An 18,023-nucleotide genomic window follows, 5' to 3' on the forward strand; every position below is an offset into this window, starting at 1 on the left:
GAGGCGCCGGCCGTCATGGGCGGGCGCTGATGCGTTGGAGGCGAACCTGGCGAAGTGGCGGCGCCCCGAGGGAGTGGCTAAATGGACGGGTCTAGAAATGTCCCCGCTTCGGCGATCGTTCGACCCCGAGCAGGAGCGCGCGATAGCCGCCCGACATGATCGCACGCGCCTCGTCGAGCAGGCGCTGCGTGCGGCGGCGCTCGGCTGAGGCCGCCCATTCGCGTCCCGTGAGCGGTCGCATCCGGGGATAGACGATGACGCTCGCCATCTCGCGGCGGCCGGCGCGAGCCTGATAGGCATCGAGGAGATTGAGCAACAGCGTCAGACGCTGGCGCTGGAACCGCGTCGGCTGAAAGGCGGCCGGAAGCGGTCCTGGCCGTAGCCCGTCCATCCGTCGCACGAGGCGATGGGCGATCGCCGAGCGCAACAAGGCATGATCGTCATTCGGGATCATGATCGCGAGCGGTCGGCCGGGATCAGGATCGGGAAGCCAGAGGCGATGCACACCGTCGTCATCGGCAATCACCAGATGGCGACCGTCCGGCAGCGCGCGGTCCGCGACGATCTTTCCCAGCAACGCCGGATCGACCGGCCGGGCAGTATGGAAATCAGCCGGAGCGGCGACCAGAACGACTGTCGCGCTGGCGGCATCGGGCGCCCATAAGGCGGGCGCATCGATGGCGGAAAGATCGGGAACACACGCGAAATGACAACCCCCAGCGATGCCCCAGCCGGGCCATCTCGATATCCTCGTCGACGGGCTGGTCGATGAGACGGCGCATCAGATCATGATATTCGCGGCAGTAATCGGGATTGCGCCGCAGGAACTCCTGAGCGAAATCCGCATAGTCCAGATGAGCGAAATCTTCGGCTGTTTTTGGCGAACGCCAATCACTTACAGATTGCATCCATGCTCTCCCTCGCGACTTCTCCGAGTCGAAAGCGGCAAACGTGAAGCAGCCGGAAGTGGAGTGAAGCCACCGATGATGCGTAAGGTTGTCTGGCCGTTTTCGTGACGCGCAGAGCCTGCAACATCTCCACGCTAGGCTAGAGATCGGCGGGCCTTATTGCAGGCGCGGTTCCAGCAGGTGCCGGTAGCCCGATTCGGTCATCCACCGTGCGCGGGCGAGATGGCTGTCATGGACGGTTCTGGCGCGCACCGGATCGGCGTCGGCATCCAGCCCGAAGATCACTCTCGCAACCTCGCGCCAATCCGCGCCTTCCTTGGCCGCTTCGAGAAGACGCAGATAGGTCACGAAGTGGCGCTCGTCATAGCTGCTCACGCGCTCGGTCTGTGGCGGACAGTCCTGGAATGCCGGGATGGTCCCGCAATCATTCCGGTGTGGCGGCTTCTCCGTCATAGCCCGCGCCATAGCATAGATCGATCCATATTGGACCGAACTGGTCGGTCCCGACATGGGTCATCTTTGCCCCCATTTTCGGATGACTGAAGGTTCGGTACTTCCATAAGATGTTCGACAGTTCGCGTTAGAAATCACCCAGACGCCGCGCCCGCGTATTATAATACGTAGCACGATAATACGCGATTGCTTTCTAACCTGCGGATGGACATCCGCAAAGTCTTTGGCGCGAACGTGCGTCGATATCGTGTCGCCGCAGGCCTGAGCCAGGAAGCGGTCGCCGAGCGGATGGGTGTCGATCGGGCCTATGTGAGTTCCGTCGAACGCGGAGCGCAGAACGTCACCTTGCTGTCCCTTTGGGAGGTCGCGCAGGCCTTGCGGGTCCGCCCCGCCGCCCTGTTGGACGATACACCAGAACCATCCGCCGAGACCCCGGTCCCGTCATAGGCGTCTCGCCCGACGGGCGGATCAGCTTTGCGCTTGGGCTGTGATGGTCGGGGCGCGATCCGCCTGCGGAACGGCCCGCCGCGCGGCGGGGCCGACGCTGGCGAGACGGAGCCAAGCGGACACGCCGATCACAAAGGCGCCAATCCAGGCAAGCGTCGTGCGGATCGTGCCGGGATCGAGCGCGAGGCCCGCGACGCCGTGGACGGCATGATAGCCCGCCAGTCCTGCCGGAATGGCGAACAGCAACGCGAGGGCGACGCGAAGGGCGGGTGAGCGGATGGTGGCGAACAGGAACTGCCCGATCACCCAGGTCAGGATCGCCGCCCCGAAACCAATGCCAACGGAGGCGAGGACGCCATAGCCCGCGCTCTGCGCCCAGAATCCGGCGCTGAGGCCAGCGTAAAGCGGCAGAGCATAGACCGCGAGCGTGAACAGCATCGCCAGCATGTAGAGGCCGGCAATCATGCCCAACACTAGAAGAATGGCCACGGCCCCCTCCTTTTCAACTGAGGGTGTTGCTTATGCGTCCCTCATCCTGTCCACCCCATGAACTTAACCTACCTCCCTCAAAACCGGAAGCCAGCGCGTCCACCTGAACCGACTTTGCGAGCCGGGCATGGCCCGGCGAGCGCGGCCGCGCGTCCCTTGTGGGCGCGTGGCGGCCGCCAATCCGCATCGACGGATCGGCGTAAGTCCTGATGTCCGTAAAGCCTGAGTTCCGTATCTCCGCAAACCCGGCGATCCGGTCCTGCGGAGATACGGAAAGGCGGTGGGGCCGCCCGAAAGCCGCCCTTGCGGTCAGCCGGTCTTGAGCTTCTGCATTCCCTCGGCGAGCGTCCAGAGCGCGCGATTGAGGCCGACATTCTGGTCGATGCCGTTGATCGGACGGGTCCGGCTGCGGCGGATACGCCCCTCGGCGTTCTGCCTGCGCCCGTCGATCCCGCCGCGCATGATATTTTCCTGAATGACGTTGAACGTGGACCACAGGCTTTGCCCGACATCCTCGCGCCGGCGCGGGGCGATGATCTGGTCGGGGCGCACCGGGCTTTCCTCCTCGCCATAGCGGGCGACAAGGCTGGCCTCGGCAAAAACCTGTTGCTCCGGCGCAGTCAGCCGGGTGTCCTTCATCGCCTCGGTGGCGTCGATCAGGCGTGGGAAATCCTCCGCGACGGTAAACACGCCCTCGATGATCTGGTCTTGAATGCCGCCTTTGTGAGGAACGCGGACCTCCTCGAAACGGTCGCCCGCAATCATGCTGTTGGTGCAGACGAACCGCAGCATCCCAGCGAACATCTGATAGGCGCTGGTCCCGTCATGGCTGTTGACGATAATGACCTCGGCGGCCTCGGCCTTGCCGATGCCGCCATCCCGGCGCAGGCGCAGCATATGCTTGGCGTGGCCGTGGCGGCTGCCGTCGCGCGGAACGGACTGGACGGCAAAGAATGGATTCCAGCCTTCCCGACGCAACCCCTCCACGATGTCGATGGTCGGCACATAGACATAGCGGTCTGACCGGCTGTCGTGCGCCTCACGGGCGAAGATCGACGGCACATGACGATAGAGCGCCTCGTTATCGAGCGGTTCGCGGCCCGTAATCTGATGGGCGTTGCGGCCAAACCGGGTGGCGAGTTGATACATGGTCGGTTCCTTCCTTGGGTCTGAGTTTCAGCGAAGCGCCAAGCCGCGCTGCAAACTCTGCCCGTCGGCGAGACCGGGTGTGCAAACGGAGGGGCGGCTTCGCGGGGAACCGGCTGCAAGGAGCATCGCGACTGAAGCTGGGCGGAAGACGATCCGAAGTGCGCCGAGGGCTGGCCCTAAGCACCCTGCACGATAGGCGCCGGGCCGAACGGCCCGCCCGCAGTCTCTCGCGGTCCTGAGCATGACGAAACGCCCCGCTCCGAGGAGCGGGGCGTCGTCCGGATTGGTCAGCGCGACCAGATCAGATGGTGGTCGCCCGGCATGTCGGGGACTTCGACCAGGGAACCGTAGATCGGTGCGGGGAAGCTGGGGTCGTCCAGCTTGATGGAGACGTAGTCGCGGCGTTCGCGGCTGACCTTGCTCCAGCCGGCTCCGATCTCGATGCCATCTTCGACTGTGTAGATGCGGAAGTCGGGCGCCTTGTCGTTGTCTTTCTCCACCGGACGAACTTCGACGTCGCAGTTGAGGGTCAGCGTCTTGATCGTGCCAGTGAAGCCCTGGTCGTTCTCGTCGTTGATGAATTTTCCGATGATGGCCATGTCGTCGTTCCTTCTTGCTCGGACCGCACCATCGCGGCCTCGATGGCGATCGACCGGCCGGGGGGCGAACGACCGCGCACCCGTCAGGGCCGCAGCATCGCGGAGGACGGCGGCGGGCGGCTTTTTTGTTTCGCGATGCAAAGCCGGCTTGTCCGGCGGCGGAAAAAAGCCGCCCGCCGCTGTTGCGGGAAGGCGGGCGAACCTCGGCCAGATCCAGCCATTTGAGAGGCCGTGCTGGTGCAGTTGATTGAGAGGAACGGTGATTGGTGGTCGGTGGTGCGTTCACCTGACGATGTTAGGGACTGGCCTACCGCGATCAGGACGCTGGCGCTTTCGCCGCGCGTGACAATGACGGGGAAGCACTGGCCTGGCTCTCTCTCGCCCTGACCGTTGAAGACGGTATTGGGGTCGGCGCCGTGCGCGCTGTCATCCCGGCCGCCGCCCATCGTTCCCGCTGGACGATCCGGGATTTTCCGCCCCTTGCGCCCTGGCCGAGATGCTCGCTGCCGCCGCAACAGCCCTGGTCGCGCCGACCAATCCGGCCCGCATCGTGCGCCTGCGCGGCGGCGTTTTAGTGGGCGAAAGGACTGCGCTCTTGCATTATGTTCTATGTTTGTTCCATTTTGCCGCTTTCCGACTCGGACAAGGACAAAAGGAATGAGCGTGCTAATCCGCGGTGAGAACCGCGAACGATTGACTGTGATGGGAGACATTGAGGCCGAGTTGCGGGTGCCGGACGGCAGCGATGGCCGATGCTGGCTGAGCTTCTCGGACGGCACGCTGATCGAAGCGGCCTATGGCGACGATGATGATTGCCGTTTCGCCGTGAGCGAGGAAGGCGCCGGTATCACACAGATTCGACGCGAGGGCGGGGGCGATGTTCTGCGGCTCGACTGGCGGGTGGAATGGGTGACGGTCGCCGCAGCGGCCAATGCCGCCCGCGCTTCACGCGGCGAACCGATGCCGGTGTTGCCTGGCCTGTTACCTAGCTGATCATCCTTGTCCGATGAGCGTGATGCGACCGGAATGGCGATTGAACGCTGTAACTGCCGCCGTTCGAAAGGTCACGTCACGCTTGTATATCTCGGCGCGGAGGAACGCCTTCTCGGCCTCGATGTCGGCTTCGCTGACGTCGATCCACCAAGCCCGAGGCTGACCGTTGTCGTCACCGTTCCAACGATACCCACGCTGCTTCAGCACGTCCTTCGATTCGAATGGCGAGTTCTCTGCCCAGCACCGGAGGGTCGTTCCACGCGCCGAGGCGAGAAGGGCAGCGAGCGCGCGTCCGCCGGTGACTGGAAGCGTGCGGGAGAGAAGTTCGATCGCCGCATGGCAGTCGTTCACCGCGCGGTGCCGGTCGTAGTAAAAGCCGCTGCTCAGCGCGAGATAGGCGAGCTTGCTGCTTTCGAAGCCCTCGGCGGCCCACGGCACCTCGCTCATCGAGCAGGCCCACGGATTCTGCGTCAGCGCCGAGCAAAACCTCTCCAGGAATCGTCGGTCGAAGGGCGCGTTGTGGGCGATTACAAGATTATTGCTCGCGAACGCGGCCACGTCTGCCGGATCAATCGATTTGCCCACGACCATGCTGTCATCGATGCCGGTGAGCTTCGTCACCTCGGCTGGGATAGGTAGCGCCGGCTGCCTTAGCGCACTGAAAGCGTCGCCAATGCCAACGATAGCGTCGTCGGCGGAATAGAAGAATGGAACCATCGCCAGTTCGATGATTTCGTCCTTGTCGGGATCGAGGCCTGTCGTCTCGACGTCCACGAGCAGCGCGCGCCGCGTGCCGGCGGGCGCCTCCTGTAGGGGCTCGCTCGGCCGCAATCGGCGCAGCACCCTGAAATCTCCTTGCGCTTCGAGCGCAGCGACCATCTCGTCCGGAGTCGGGCTAGTCATTGCTGATCGCCGGGGCGGCGGCCGGCATCAGCGGCAGGACGGATGGCCGTCCAGCTTCGTGGAACCACAGGTCCACGATCTTCGCATCGTCGCTTGCCGGAAGGGGCTCGGCGCGTCGCACCTTGAAGGTGGTGGGCAGGTTGACCGAGTTGCCAAACACCAGCGCGTGCTGCTTCGGCAGTGAGGGCAGTCTGCGGAGCACGCTGTCGGAGATGAAGGGCGTCATCTGCCTGATCTGGGACAGGTCGTCCGGGTTTTGAATCCGGTGGACGACGAAGTTCGAGCATTGCGACAGGACAGTCTTCGATAGTTCGCTGGGGCGTTGCGACGCGACCAGCAGGAACAGACCGTACTTTCGCCCTTCCTTCGAGATCCGCTCGAATATCCGGCTCGCGTCGACCGCGTAGCGAGACGGCGTAGACGCGACGTAGCGGTGCGCCTCCTCGAGCAAGAGGTGGACGGGGAAGCGGTTGCGCGGCTCGGCCTGCCGCAGGAGGCGGAAGATCATGCGGGCGATCACCGCGCTGACCAGTTCGACTACCTCGTCCTCGACAGCATTCATGTCGATAATGACGATTTGCGCACCCTTGGTATGGCCGCCAGCGATCGGACTCAGGCCCAACAGGCTCGCGAAGAAGGTGGAGCGATCACCCGCCGCTGCGGCGTCGTGGCGCAGGAAGCGGTAGTCGCCACGCTCCTCCAGGGCCTTGAATCGCGTGACCATCTGCGCACAGTAATCGCGTATCTGGCGATTTCCGTGCGCCTCCTCGTACAACAACGCTAGGTCGATGGCGTCGCCGAGGGCGGAGAAGTCGAACGGCGTGCTATCATAGTCTGGGAGCTTCAGATTAGGGACAATGAAGCCGGCGTTATGATCATCGCCCGTCAAGTACCCATGTGCTTCGTCAGTGCCCGCCATGTTGCCGTAGCTGACCGAGATCCAGGCGCCGAGATGGCCCACATTGATTTCAGCAGTACTGAAACGCTGGAGGACGCCGCGAATCCTCGTCTCTTTCGCGCCCGGCTGTGTCTCATCGCCGAGAATCTGTGTGATGCAGGTGGCCAGCATATGATTGCGGATGATGTTCAGTTGACCGGCGTCCGCCGCTCCGAACAGTGTCGCCAGTCCGAGCGCCATGCGGAGGATGGGCACTTGGGTGCGCTCGCTGGCTTGAAGCAGCAGTTCCCATTCCGACAGATCCAAATACCAGTGCGGGAGTCGGAAGCGGCCCTCGGATGCCGAGCCGTCGAGGATCAGGCGTTTGACGCCTATGTCCGCAATCTCCGGCAGTCTTCCGAACGCTCGGCCGTACTCGCCGTTCACGTCAAGGACGACGAACGTGGCGCCGCGCGCGTGATGCTCGTCCGGTTTTTCGAACAGCGCCTGAAGTATCGACGCGACCGTGCACGACTTCCCGCTGCCCGTATTGCCGAGGACTGCGACGTGGCCCCCGAAAAAGTCGTCGATCCGAACCTTGACCTCGTAATCCTCGAAGACGACCGACTGGCCGATCCCAAGGTTGCGGTATCTCGTTGCGTCGGTGGGCACGCAGTCTGCGCCATCGTGCCCCAGCGCCGGGACCGCGTCAGTCTCGGTGTCGAAAATCCGGTCGAGTTCGCTATCCAAGGCGTAGAGCGCATCTGCATAGAGCGACGGGAAGATCGAGACGCCGAAACGGAACTTCTTGTCACCGTCGGTCGGCAGCATCCCGACGGGAACAACGTCGAGGTATTTCGCGGAGTTCGCTTTGTCGAGCTGCCCGTCGCCGGCACCACCGCCGGAAACGTCCCGCTCGCGAAGTCCGATTACCTCTGCGACGACGTACTCGGACTGGGCGGGTATCATAAGAAACGAGCCCAGTCGGGCAACATAATGGAGGTCGTCAAATCCGACGACGGTGAAGTTGTCGGTGCCGCCGAGCATCTCGATGACAAACCGGTCTGCGGCGACGGACGTGACCTTGCCGATTGCGCGGCGACGATCGTCAGAGCTCATCTTCGCCCCCGGTTTTCTTGCGGCCGAGGTTTTCAAGCACGAGCTTCACAGCGTCGTCTATGCGCTCAGCGGGCCGCTGTGGCAGGAAGTGCTCGACCACGGTGTTGAAGTAGTGTGCGCGGGTGTCGTCGGTCGGGCCGTCGCCACCGATGATCCAGATGCGGGGATCATTCAGCTTGCGGAGTTTTGCGATCTCGCCTTCCGAATTTGGATCGGCGAAAATGATCAGCCGGAAGGTGGGGATCGTAAGCGCCTGGTAGATGATGTTATTGAGGTGCTCGTCGCCGAAGGCGAAACCGGCAGTGATTAGAACGCTCTGCTCCCGCACGATCCTCGACTGAAATTCGCGGAACAGGTCTGCGTAGGGTGATCCGAGGCTCGAGTTCTGTTTGGCTGGAGTCGGGTAGATCATGACCTTGCTGGGCGCATCCTGCGGCCACAGCTCCCGCACCGGGAAGAGACCGTGGTCGTCCTCGGTCCAGCTGATCGAACCGTGAACCTTGCATAGGTAAACGAACCCATCGACGGCGGACCACTTCCGGTTCGATAGATCAAGCTGCTCAGCGAGAGCGTATCGGAAGGTCGCCGGATTGAAGCGGCGCTCGACCACGCCCGAAAAGCCGTTCGCATAGGGAAGGCCGAGGCGGTCCATCGCGCGCTCGTTAAAGAGGTCGTAATTAGTCGTGAACACCCATGGCCGCGGCAGAGACCGGTCGCGCATCACGAGTTTCCGGTAAAAGGATTCGTACAGTTCAAGCACTGCGCCGTCACCGTGCGCGAACGCGCCGTCGGTGCAGCGCACCCACAGGAAGTCCTGAACCTTTTTAATGATGGCCTCGACCTTCGCCCCACTCACTCCGTGCTCGGGCTTGTCGCTGCGCGAGAAGACGAAGCGAAGGCTGTGAAGCAATTCCATCAGGCGTTCTAGGTTGCGCGCGTATTCCGTGCCCGTGAGCTTAGCGCCTAACTTTGCCAGGTACTCCACGTCGTCCTTGTCGAGCGCCCAAGCGGGCGGAACGACGAGTTCCAGGTTGTCGTCGAGTTCGCCAGTCGGATGACTGCAGAACTCTTTCGCAAGCGGCGCCATCGTCGAGATGCCGCGCTCCTTGTCGTCCTCCATGAGCGACGAGCAACCGGCGCCCAGCAGGAATGCAACATTACGCGCGTTGAGCGCTTCGCTGATCGCCTTGCGGACCTGCTCTTGGCCTTGCCCCCACTCCAGCGGCGGCGCAGGGGCGTCGCCGGCTCGGACAAATTGAAACTGGCGGGTGGCCGCTGCCGTGACATCAGCCGGCACGAGAGACACCATCCTGCGAACGCCCGAACTCCATGATCCAAATTGACATTTTCGATGCCCCCCTATCGGCATCGTATTAGTCTATTGCCATACCAAATCCAGCACCGCGCCGATGGAGCCAACGCCGCGCTTATTCGGTTCTCCAGCAGTTCGGTGTGATCGCGCCGCTGTTGAAGTGATCGTGGGTGACGATCGCGGCGGCGACCAATGCCACCTGGGCCACGCGGCGGTTGACGCTCTGCCCATCCGATGTCGGCAGTCGCGAGATGATGAGAATCGACATTTGCGCGCTATTTGGGCAGCTCTTGTGTCAACAAGAGGGTAATCGCGCCCGATAATAGAGTGAAGGGATGAGAGCCGTGGCTAAATCACCCAGTAAGCCTGCCAAAAAGGCCGCCGCAAAACCTGTGGTCGCTGCCAAACCAAAACCGGCCCCGGCACCGAAGCCCGCTAAACAGGCTCCCGCTGCAAAGGCGGCCAGCAAAGCTTCCACGCCGAAGGCGACCAAGGCTGCACCGCCCAAGGTAAAGGCGCCGGTCGCAAAGAAGGCGTCATCTAGGTCGGTTCTCAATGAAACCTCCCAGAAAATATCCCAGCTTGCGTCGGATATTCTGGCGGACCGCATCGTGCCCACAGTCGAGCAGATCAAGGCCATTGCCGCTTCGGCGCTGGGCCAAGACGAAACCAAGGGCAAGAAGCCAAAAGGCAAAAAGAAATAGGTGAACCCGATCGGAAGCGTTTGACCGCGAGCCGGGCCTGGCCCGGCGAGCGCCGGTAACACCAAAAGGCCGCGCGTCCCCAGGACGCGCGGCGAATTTCGGGAAGGTCGAAGAGGCCGGGACCGCCTGCGCGATCCCGGCCCATCCGTTATTCGGCGGCGACGGCGTAATGCGTTTCGCCGTCCTTCACTTCGGTATTTGGCGCCTGCGTTTCGGACGGCTGTTCGACCAGATCGCTGTCCGCCACCTCGTGCGCCTCGGCCGCTTCGGGTTCAACCTCGGCCTCGAAACCCTCCGGCTCCGCAACGGCGCGGGTCCGCAAGACGGACGGTAGCCATCCGGTCGCCGCCATAAGCTGCTCGGCAGTGTCGGCCATGTCCGGCTTCTTCATCGGTGCGATCCGCTCGGCGGCTTCGGGGGATACCGCCTCACGCACAGCTTTTCCGACATGCGCCTTGGTGACACGCCCGAAATAGCTGCGAACGGTCGGCGTCCAATGGGCCGTCATGTCGAGGTCCACCGCCGTCGCCAGCGCCTCCGCTGCCTCCAACGGCCGGGTCCGACGCTCCCACGGCACTTTGACCGCATTGATGCTGAGAGACACGCAATGGGCCAGCAGCACCGAACGGCTGTCGCCATCCAGCGCGACGATGAACGCCCACAGATCGGCCACGTCACGGGGCAGTTGTTCCGCCCATTGGTCATGACGATAGGCCAGCGCCTCGCCCGCCTTGGTGTCGGCGATCCCTTCGGCATGTCCGCCAAGGGCTTCGCTGCTCACCCGGATTTCGAGGCAATAGGCGTCGCTATGATAGAAGAGTTGCGACACCAACGCATGGGTGAGGGCGATCATCGCCATGTCCGGCTGCTCGCCAAGCGCAAGGCGAAGGCCAAGCGTGCGGTGGGCGGTCAGATCACGGATCAAGCTGTCGGGGATCGGCTTGCCGTCATCGATTTCCTCGACGTCCGCGCCTTCCTCGTCCTCCAAATCCTCGGCCAACTCGTCCTCGTCATCGCCGCCGACAACATCGTCTTCGGTGTCCTCGGCATCCGGTTCGGCCAGCTTCTCGTCCTCGGGCCGCACGAACCCGCGTTCGATCCGTGCCTGACCGCTCGGCGCAAGCACCACGAACACGCCACCCCGCGCAATCACATCGGGATCATAGGCCGTTCGCTTGGCGGCGATGGCGTCGATCTCGTCGCTCAACGCCTCGACCTTGGCTCCCACGTCCTCGGGCATCTCGTCATAGGAAGAATAGCCCTCGGTCAGCTGGTCATGCTCTGCCGATGCCTCGGTCAACCGGGCCTCGTCCTCGTCCGACAGGGTGACGGCTTCGGAATAATAGCGCCGCATCCCGTGGGCGTGGGGAAAGTCGATAGACGCCTCGGCCCATTGCCAGCCCTCGGCCAACACCTCGGCGGCAACCTCTTTCAGCTTTTCGACGACGAGCATGTCGAGCAAGCCCGCATCCTCGAAAAACCCGCCCCGATCCTCAGTGAACAGATCGCGGATGATGATGCCGCCCGCTTCGCTATAGGCATCCGCTCCGACGAACATGGCGCGGGGATCGTGCGCGGGCACGTTGTTGGCGGTCAGGTCGCGCCGGATGAGCCACGGCTCCCTGTTATAGGACAGGTTCTCGAAAACCTGTTCCTGCCGGGCATGATCGCTGGTGATGGCGAACGCCATAAGCTGATCCAAGGTCACGCCATCCTCGCGATAGACCTGAATGAGCTTGGGGCTGACCGCGCCAAGGCGCAGCCGCTGTTTCACCACTTGCGCCGACACGCCGAACCGCGCGCCAATTTCCTCCGCGCCCCAACCCTTGTTTTCCGAAAGCTCGTGGAACCGCTCGAACTGGTCGGCAGGGTGCATGTTGGTGCGGGTGACGTTCTCGTCCAGACTGAGTTCCGCCGGGTCGTTCTCGGTGTCGAGATAGCAGCGGATCGGCTCGGTCTTCTTGATCTGCCTGCGCTTGGCGCGGAGCAACTGCGCCTGTCTGCGGCCCTCGCCAGCGGTGACGAGATAGAAGCCGGTCGGTGCGCCATCCTCATTGGTTTCGGGTTCGACCACCAGATTCTGGATCATCCGCTTGTGGTGGATGCTGGCGGCCAGCGCCTCGATAGCAGCATCCCCATGCGGCACCTTACGCGCGTTCTTCGGGGACTTTTTGAGCTTGTTAAGCGGAACGAAGATTTCGACGCCAGAGACAGGCTCGGCAGCGATGATTTCGGTAACGGCGTTCATGTCCTTACTCCTTCAAAACCACACGCACCCCGGAATGGGGTGGGCGGCGAAAGAGCGACCGGCGGGCCCGCCGACGGAGCCGGGCAGCACCCGAAGGGCCGAAACGAAGAGAAGGTAAGCGCGGCACGCGCGTTGCGGCCCGGCGCGGCGGGCCTATAGGGAAGCGACGCCCACCCCATCGCGGGAGTGCAACGACCAACCATGCGATCGGGCCGGCGAACGCCCTGGCCTGATCTCCGTATCTGCTGAGAACCGCAAATCCGCGGATGCGGATTTACAGAAACACGAGGCGTTGCGGGGTGCCCCCGCTTGAAGGGGTCCGGCGAGACCGGAACGGGCTCGCCGGCAGGGGAAGGCCTTCCCCATTTTTATCCACCCTTCATCGCCCCTGAACAGATTCTCATCTGGAGGACTTCAATAATTCTGGCTCTGCCCAACCTGACTCACCTAAGAGAAACCTAGAATAGGAGCGTCGAATTGGGCCAGATTGCTTATCACGCGACCTCTGGGATTATGGCGGAGGCGTTCTCGATCACGGACGCCGAGTGGAACGGGATGCGCGCGGCGCCTCGCGGCACCTGGTTAATGCCTCGCACCGACTGGCCGGCGGTTCCCAAGACGTCAATTCGCGGACTTCACTTCTTCGCACATCATCCGGGTTATTCGGGCATCTTGCCCAAGCCAGAGAGCTACGCTCATACCCGCCTCAAGATCGATATCGTTAAGGCGGCGCGTAATTTGGGATACCGCGCCGAGCTTGAGGTGGCTGGTTGCGATTCCGAAGGGGCCGAGTGGATCGCCGATGTTCTCGTGACCTTGGGCGACGGGAAAAGGATGGCGTTCGAAGTGCAGCTCTCCAGTCAGCATTTGCGTGACTTCCGTGCCCGTACCGAACGCTATCAGCGCTCCGATGTCCGATGCTGCTGGGTCATTTCCAACAAGCCGGTGGATACGCGGCTATCAAAGGCCATCCGCTACGAAAACGCGGACTTTTACCGTGCCCACGGCGAGATCCAGTCCGATGTGGAAGAACTCATAATTTTGGGCGTGGGCCTGGAAGGAAAGGACAGCTACCCCGATGAGCGCCCTCAGTTGCGCTTCAGTCGCGGTAAGCAAATTCGGCGTATGGAAATGGAAGAGGCAGTCGACGGAGTGCTTAGAGGGCTTCCGCGATGGGAGCGGCCGAACTGGCATTGGAATACGCCGGCTCGCTAGGCCCTGCCTTTTCTAAAAGCCGAGGATCGCACTGCGGTGCTGATGGTCTTTCAGCGAGACGACATAGTGGGCGAAGGCGGGGCATTCCTCAATTGAGCGGTCGAGGAAGCCGATCAGGGTGTCGAGCGCCTCGTGCTGACGGGCGTTGAGATTGGCTAGCGCTGTCTCGATCTCGTCCACCGGCGTATTGCTCGCATAGCTGAAGAGCTTGCCGAGCAGGCCGACGAGCGCGTCGGATACCTGCACCCAGGGCGTGGCGCGGGAGTCGACGAAAGTGAAATTGCAAAGCGGTGTCGCGCCGTCGCAAAGATCGAGGCCGGCAAGGTAGGCCTGGATCGTCGTCTCGATGTCGAGGATGTGCGTGGCGTTTTTGAACAGCGCGAGGCGGTGCAGATAGAAGTCCCCGAAGCCGTCGATCAGGATGTTAGGGCTCTCGTCTTCGAGATACGGCAAGCTGTCGAGACCGGCCGCGATCTCAAGGAGGCCCTTCAACATCTGATAGTTGAAGTCCGGCAACAATTCGGAGCGGGCTTCGAGCACATCCCGTAGTTCCGCGACAAACGCCGGGCGCTGGGGGCGACCGACGTCGGGATAGCTGTAGCGCCCGAGCAGTTCGGCCGTCCCGGCGACATCCTCACGGAGCACGGTATAGAGGTCGTTCTTGAGCAACGGCGCGATCATCATGAGTTGGACATTGCCGTCCTCGGTGACGATTGAATCGACGACGTCGACGAGCGACCAGTAGAGGGGGTCTAGAACCTGATAGTGCGCATGGACGCCCGACGCCGATAGCCAGTCGAGAAAGAGTCCGATCCGGGGGGCGTTGAGCAGCGATAGGAAATCGCCTTTGCCGAGTTGCTCCAGCTTTAGTTCCAGCGAGGATTTCTGGAGTCCGAACGCGCGACGGAGGTCCTCGAAATCGAGGCTCGGCACGGGTCCGGGATGAACGACGCCGCCCAGAACGAAGCACTGCGGGGCGCGCACATTCAGCCCATCGGGCGTGAGGTGCAGGCGGCGGATATTGTTCGTCTCGTCATAGTGGAACGTGAGGGCGCGATCGACTCCAGTCAGGCCGCTCAGCGCGATGGCTGGATCACGAATCTCGTTCACGTCGAACATCGCACGCCGCCTTCAAGAGTCTCGGTCGTAGGCGGCACGACGTCGATATAGTCCATGTCGATCGAGAACACCTGGTCGGCGACGGGCTGAAAGAAATACCACATCTCGTCGCCGGTCGTGTCGGCGAGGAAGATATGGACGGGGCAGTCATCCCGATCGACCAGCTCCGCCTCAAGCGCTTGGGCGACCAGCACCTGATTGGTCAGAGCGGTATCCGCATATTCGAGGACGAGCACGGTGACGTCGCCGTCTGCCCGGCACGCCGCCAGCTTCGGCAGCTTCTTGTTGAGCGCCGTCCGGATGCGGATGCGACGCTGGTCTTGGACATCGTCGCCGACAGAGCGAGCCAGGAAGAGCGCGCCGTCACGGTGGCCTTTTTCCGACCAATGCACCACGAGCGAGAGCGACAACGGTATGCCGTCGATCTCGGTCGTGCGCACGCCGCGATAGCCGTGCGGCTGGTGATCCCTGTCGAGGCGCGCGGGGCATTCGGCGTGCAGCTCGGCGCCAGCCGAGCGGACCCATTGCATGATGTGCTCGCGCAGAGCCGCGTGTGTCCGTCGAGGCTTGCCCTCAGTCGGGTGGATCGGAAAGACGAGCTGGTAGGTGCCGGGCGCCGGCATCGAGCCGTTGAGCACCGCCTCGATCTCGGCGGTGAGTTCCTGGAACCATTTGCCGGTCTGGATCGCCAGCGGGAACGGCTCGATGAGCGTGTGCTCGATCGCAAACCGGGCCGCGCCCAGCCGCAGGCGCATCTCGACAGGCGGACCCGAATGGTCGGTCTCTGGGTAGGTGACGTCGCTTCGCTCCGCGCCGAGATCCTCTTCGAAAAGCCGGATCAGGGCCTCGCAGAGTGCCTGTTCATTATCGGCCATGGCTACGGTTGGTCAGATATGGCCGAATAAGCTCCGACACGTTCAGCCGCATCATTCGTGACCCGGCGCCGCCTCAATCTGGGCGGCTGCAATTTCCAGCACCTTGGCATCGACCTTTGCTGTGATGTCGGCATGGAGATCCACATCCAGTCCAGGCGCGCTCAATGAGATGATCAGGGCATAGCGCGCTTTGTCGTTCATGCGGCGCTGGCCGACATGCGACTTCCACCATCCGCCGACTGGGTAAACGGCGATTGCATCATGACTGGCGAGATCGACGGCCGCGCCGCGCCAAAGGTCGCAATGCAGCGAACCGGCCTGAACGGCATTCGGGCCAAGCAGCCAATGGCTGGCTTCATTCGCCGGCTGTTCGTTGGGATCGCGCCGGGCGGTCATCCGGCGTCGAAAGGCGGCCGCGGTTTCGGTTCGCTTCTTCATCTCGAAGCGCAGGCCAAACGAGCGGTACGTATCCGGGCGTGTCGCGGCGCGACCGGACACATTCGGTTCGACGAAATAGGAAAGCGTCACCTTCAGGATGACGATCTCGTTCTCAAGACCTTGCAGGATCGCTCGCGGCCACGGCAGATCGTAAAAGTGCATTTCATTGAATACGGGCGGCTGGCCGTTGATGCTGGCGAAGGGCTGAATCTCCGCCTGGGCAATCATCGTGACATCGTTGGCTGCGGACTGGATCGCGCGATCGAGGTCGGGAACGCCATAGCCGACCTCGCGCAGAATCTTCTGCCGCTTGCCCTTCGAAATCGATTTCCAATGCGCTCCAGTACCGATCAGGCGTGAGCGGATCGGCTGGGGCCAGTCCGCAGCATTGACCGTCAATGCACGATAGGTTTCCGGCCAATAGCCGGGAATGCCAGCCTTCAATCGTCCTAGAAAATTGCCGGCGACACCGGCGGCCGCGCTCGTAGCGTTGAACGGGATGAGCGGCTCGCGCTCGACGTCGGAGCCGGCGGCGAGCAGAGAAACCGCCGGATGAACGCCGCAATATCCGGTGGCATCGACCAGCATATTGCCGGCTTCGAACAATACCTCCGGTTTGATGGGAGTCAGGTCATCCGGCAGATCGCACGATCCACGGCTGTACGGGCTGCGGTGATTGGCGGGGACGATCGGCCTCAGCCCCGGTGGGTCAACCGGGATCGCCTCCTTGGTGGTGTAGCCGCCGACCGTCAGCGCGTTCCAGCTCTGCGCCGGGTCTTCGAGCGATTTGAGAGTCTCGACCGCTTCGCGCTGCCCGGGTTGCGCATTGCCGATGGCGATGAGCAGAAGACGCTTGGGATGCCTGGCAGCGTTGATATTGTCAGTTCGCTCGCCGGGCATGGCGCCGGCGCAGAGTTGGTCGATCGCCCCGCTCCAGCTCGATGGCCGGGCCGGTGAGAAGTCGGGCGATGACGTCGCGACGCAGAAGCTGCGTATTGCATCGGGGCGATCGATTTCGACTTTCGCCACCGCCGCCTGGGTGACGACACCATAGTTGGCGGGCTCCGTGGCATCGAAGCCCCTTGGGGGAAGGAATTTGACCGACTCGACAGAGTGCGCGAGCGCAATGGCGCGCTGATCGTTCATTGCGGGTTCGAGGTCGCCATAAAGAACGAGGCCCGCCATCGCCGTACCATGACCGCCGTGCGGCTCATGGTCGTCTACTCCCCAACGGTCATCGAACGCCCATGCGCCAGCGAGACCTGGAGCGATGAGCGGGTGGCCGGCCGAAACCCCCGTATCGATCACGCAGATCGTCGGAGCATCGTTTGCAGGCGCGGTGACTCGTTGTGCCAGCTCCGCAACGAAGGCGGCCTGGCCGAGAGCGTGATCGCCTTGATCAAGAAACGGCTCGATCGTTCCACTCGCCTTTCGGATTTCGCTCACCGCGCCGGGCATTCGCCTGGCGAGATCGACCAGTCGGGCGGCCGTGGAATGGACAAAAATGACTACGGTGTCGGGAAAAATCAGCCGCTCCGGGTGGACATCAAGCTCGGCATTGCGCGCAGCGTCGGCGACGGCATTGGCACGAAGCTCGGGCTGCCGAATCCACAGCTCCCACCAGTTCGCTGTCGGTTCAGCGAGATCGACAGGCCCTTGGAAAAGAGCGCCGACGACCGCAGCGCGGATCGCTTCAATCGTCTCGAAACGATCGACGTCTGGCCGAGCCCGGTTGCCGAGATCATCTTCGCCATAGCGTTCGATCTTGTCGCGTAGAAATCCGCGGGCATCATCTGGGACGAATAGGACAGCGCTTTCGGTGCGATCGTCATTCCGTTGTGACCGCAGGACGACGATGTCCTGACCCGGAAATTCAATCGCGGGGATCTTGGCGGCCTTCACCCGATCTCCGTCGGGCGCCAGCGTTTCGATTTCGACGATCGTTCCGGCCTTAAGCCCAGCGATCGGCACACGATCGTCAGCGCCAGGCACGGGTAACGCGCCCAGCGCAGCCGTCAGCTGCTGGAGAAGGGCGTCTGCGTGCGCGTGGTAATCGTCCCGTTTCGGCTTGCGATCCTGTGGTCGGTTGGGAAACCGATACTGACCAGGGTCACGAAACAGATCGATGGCGACGTGCGGAAGCGCGCGACCGGCGAAGTCAGCATTGTCGGGCAT

General features: G+C 62.8%; 18 protein-coding genes. 4 read left to right on the forward strand and 14 right to left on the reverse strand.

Annotated elements, in window-relative coordinates:
• Positions 1–91: 91 nt before the first annotated feature.
• The 3 genes from FHR20_RS06065 to FHR20_RS06075 form a co-directional block, all read right to left on the reverse strand.
• On the reverse strand, positions 92–724 hold the full coding sequence (locus FHR20_RS06065; RefSeq protein ID WP_425057377.1) for a DUF2285 domain-containing protein: 633 nt from the start codon (positions 722–724) through the stop codon (positions 92–94).
• Complete coding sequence (locus FHR20_RS06070; protein ID WP_167298674.1) at positions 609–908, reverse strand: transcriptional regulator domain-containing protein; 300 nt, start codon at positions 906–908, stop codon at positions 609–611. Before FHR20_RS06070 ends, FHR20_RS06065 begins: the two co-directional genes overlap by 116 nt.
• A 156-nt stretch (positions 909–1,064) precedes the next feature.
• Entirely contained in the window at positions 1,065–1,361 is a 297-nt protein-coding gene (locus FHR20_RS06075) for a DNA -binding domain-containing protein (RefSeq protein WP_167298675.1), read from the reverse strand.
• A 186-nt stretch (positions 1,362–1,547) separates the two neighbouring features.
• Between FHR20_RS06075 and FHR20_RS06080 the strand changes: the two genes are divergently transcribed.
• Positions 1,548–1,808 carry a helix-turn-helix domain-containing protein gene (locus FHR20_RS06080; RefSeq protein WP_243857135.1) on the forward strand — a complete coding sequence of 87 codons (261 nt, stop codon included), beginning with the start codon at positions 1,548–1,550 and terminating at the stop codon, positions 1,806–1,808.
• 21 nt (positions 1,809–1,829) lie between these two features.
• Here the strand turns inward: FHR20_RS06080 and FHR20_RS06085 are convergent, their stop codons facing one another.
• From FHR20_RS06085 to FHR20_RS06095, 3 genes are all read right to left on the reverse strand, one after another.
• The gene (locus FHR20_RS06085) at positions 1,830–2,297 is read right to left on the reverse strand and encodes a hypothetical protein (protein WP_167298676.1); all 468 of its coding nucleotides are present in this window, start codon (positions 2,295–2,297) and stop codon (positions 1,830–1,832) included.
• 309 nt (positions 2,298–2,606) lie between these two features.
• Entirely contained in the window at positions 2,607–3,446 is an 840-nt protein-coding gene (locus FHR20_RS06090) for a DUF932 domain-containing protein (protein ID WP_167298677.1), read from the reverse strand.
• Between the two features lie 287 nt (positions 3,447–3,733).
• A complete protein-coding gene (locus FHR20_RS06095) occupies positions 3,734–4,045 on the reverse strand; it encodes a DUF736 domain-containing protein (protein ID WP_167298678.1) in 312 nt (103 codons plus the stop codon).
• Positions 4,046–4,702: 657 nt separating this feature from the next.
• On the opposite strand from FHR20_RS06095, the gene FHR20_RS06100 reads away from it, so the two are divergent.
• On the forward strand, positions 4,703–5,038 hold the full coding sequence (locus tag FHR20_RS06100; RefSeq protein WP_167298679.1) for a hypothetical protein: 336 nt from the start codon (positions 4,703–4,705) through the stop codon (positions 5,036–5,038).
• On the opposite strand, the gene FHR20_RS06105 is transcribed toward FHR20_RS06100, so the two are convergent.
• The 4 genes from FHR20_RS06105 to FHR20_RS06120 form a co-directional block, all read right to left on the reverse strand.
• Positions 5,039–5,941 (reverse strand): 3'-5' exonuclease, encoded by a 903-nt coding sequence (locus FHR20_RS06105; RefSeq protein WP_167298680.1) that lies wholly within the window; start codon positions 5,939–5,941, stop codon positions 5,039–5,041. It abuts the gene before it with no gap.
• Complete coding sequence (locus FHR20_RS06110; RefSeq protein WP_167298681.1) at positions 5,934–7,937, reverse strand: ATP-binding protein; 2,004 nt, start codon at positions 7,935–7,937, stop codon at positions 5,934–5,936. Before FHR20_RS06110 ends, FHR20_RS06105 begins: the two co-directional genes overlap by 8 nt.
• A complete protein-coding gene (locus tag FHR20_RS06115; RefSeq protein ID WP_167298682.1) occupies positions 7,927–9,246 on the reverse strand; it encodes an SIR2 family protein in 1,320 nt (439 codons plus the stop codon). The genes FHR20_RS06110 and FHR20_RS06115 overlap by 11 nt, the downstream gene beginning before the upstream one ends.
• Before the next feature lie 118 nt (positions 9,247–9,364).
• Positions 9,365–9,517, reverse strand: coding sequence for a hypothetical protein (locus FHR20_RS06120; protein WP_167298683.1), 153 nt, complete (start codon positions 9,515–9,517; stop codon positions 9,365–9,367).
• A 76-nt stretch (positions 9,518–9,593) separates the two neighbouring features.
• Between FHR20_RS06120 and FHR20_RS06125 the strand changes: the two genes are divergently transcribed.
• A complete protein-coding gene (locus FHR20_RS06125; RefSeq protein ID WP_167298684.1) occupies positions 9,594–9,953 on the forward strand; it encodes a hypothetical protein in 360 nt (119 codons plus the stop codon).
• A 148-nt stretch (positions 9,954–10,101) separates the two neighbouring features.
• On the opposite strand, the gene FHR20_RS06130 is transcribed toward FHR20_RS06125, so the two are convergent.
• Positions 10,102–12,201: a ParB/RepB/Spo0J family partition protein gene (locus FHR20_RS06130; RefSeq protein WP_167298685.1), complete on the reverse strand. Its 2,100-nt coding sequence runs from the start codon at positions 12,199–12,201 to the stop codon at positions 10,102–10,104.
• Between the two features lie 477 nt (positions 12,202–12,678).
• On the opposite strand from FHR20_RS06130, the gene FHR20_RS06135 reads away from it, so the two are divergent.
• Complete coding sequence (locus FHR20_RS06135) at positions 12,679–13,416, forward strand: competence protein CoiA family protein (RefSeq protein ID WP_167298686.1); 738 nt, start codon at positions 12,679–12,681, stop codon at positions 13,414–13,416.
• Between the two features lie 12 nt (positions 13,417–13,428).
• Here the strand turns inward: FHR20_RS06135 and FHR20_RS06140 are convergent, their stop codons facing one another.
• The 3 genes from FHR20_RS06140 to FHR20_RS06150 are packed head-to-tail and all read right to left on the reverse strand — an operon-like array spanning position 13,429 to position 18,023.
• Positions 13,429–14,535 carry a hypothetical protein gene (locus tag FHR20_RS06140; RefSeq protein WP_167298687.1) on the reverse strand — a complete coding sequence of 369 codons (1,107 nt, stop codon included), beginning with the start codon at positions 14,533–14,535 and terminating at the stop codon, positions 13,429–13,431.
• Positions 14,523–15,410, reverse strand: a complete 888-nt coding sequence (locus FHR20_RS06145) for a hypothetical protein (RefSeq protein ID WP_167298688.1) — start codon at positions 15,408–15,410, stop codon at positions 14,523–14,525. Before FHR20_RS06145 ends, FHR20_RS06140 begins: the two co-directional genes overlap by 13 nt.
• 51 nt (positions 15,411–15,461) lie before the next feature.
• Positions 15,462–18,023 (reverse strand): S8 family peptidase, encoded by a 2,562-nt coding sequence (locus FHR20_RS06150; RefSeq protein WP_167298689.1) that lies wholly within the window; start codon positions 18,021–18,023, stop codon positions 15,462–15,464.

This window comes from Sphingomonas leidyi (genome assembly GCF_011761945.1).
Lineage (GTDB): Bacteria > Pseudomonadota > Alphaproteobacteria > Sphingomonadales > Sphingomonadaceae > Sphingomonas > Sphingomonas leidyi.

Excerpts from the sequence above, each read along its gene's own strand:
- FHR20_RS06105 (WP_167298680.1), bottom strand. The coding sequence starts at position 5,941 with ATGACTAGCCCGACTCCGGACGAGATGGTCGCTGCGCTCGAAGCGCAA.
- FHR20_RS06130 (WP_167298685.1), bottom strand. The coding sequence starts at position 12,201 with ATGAACGCCGTTACCGAAATCATCGCTGCCGAGCCTGTCTCTGGCGTC.
- FHR20_RS06115 (WP_167298682.1), bottom strand. The coding sequence starts at position 9,246 with ATGGTGTCTCTCGTGCCGGCTGATGTCACGGCAGCGGCCACCCGCCAG.
- FHR20_RS06100 (WP_167298679.1), top strand. The coding sequence starts at position 4,703 with ATGAGCGTGCTAATCCGCGGTGAGAACCGCGAACGATTGACTGTGATG.
- FHR20_RS06120 (WP_167298683.1), bottom strand. The coding sequence starts at position 9,517 with ATGTCGATTCTCATCATCTCGCGACTGCCGACATCGGATGGGCAGAGC.
- FHR20_RS06140 (WP_167298687.1), bottom strand. The coding sequence starts at position 14,535 with ATGTTCGACGTGAACGAGATTCGTGATCCAGCCATCGCGCTGAGCGGC.
- FHR20_RS06075 (WP_167298675.1), bottom strand. The coding sequence starts at position 1,361 with ATGACGGAGAAGCCGCCACACCGGAATGATTGCGGGACCATCCCGGCA.
- FHR20_RS06145 (WP_167298688.1), bottom strand. The coding sequence starts at position 15,410 with ATGGCCGATAATGAACAGGCACTCTGCGAGGCCCTGATCCGGCTTTTC.
- FHR20_RS06110 (WP_167298681.1), bottom strand. The coding sequence starts at position 7,937 with ATGAGCTCTGACGATCGTCGCCGCGCAATCGGCAAGGTCACGTCCGTC.
- FHR20_RS06150 (WP_167298689.1), bottom strand. The coding sequence starts at position 18,023 with ATGCCCGACAATGCTGACTTCGCCGGTCGCGCGCTTCCGCACGTCGCC.
- FHR20_RS06095 (WP_167298678.1), bottom strand. The coding sequence starts at position 4,045 with ATGGCCATCATCGGAAAATTCATCAACGACGAGAACGACCAGGGCTTC.
- FHR20_RS06070 (WP_167298674.1), bottom strand. The coding sequence starts at position 908 with ATGCAATCTGTAAGTGATTGGCGTTCGCCAAAAACAGCCGAAGATTTC.
- FHR20_RS06090 (WP_167298677.1), bottom strand. The coding sequence starts at position 3,446 with ATGTATCAACTCGCCACCCGGTTTGGCCGCAACGCCCATCAGATTACG.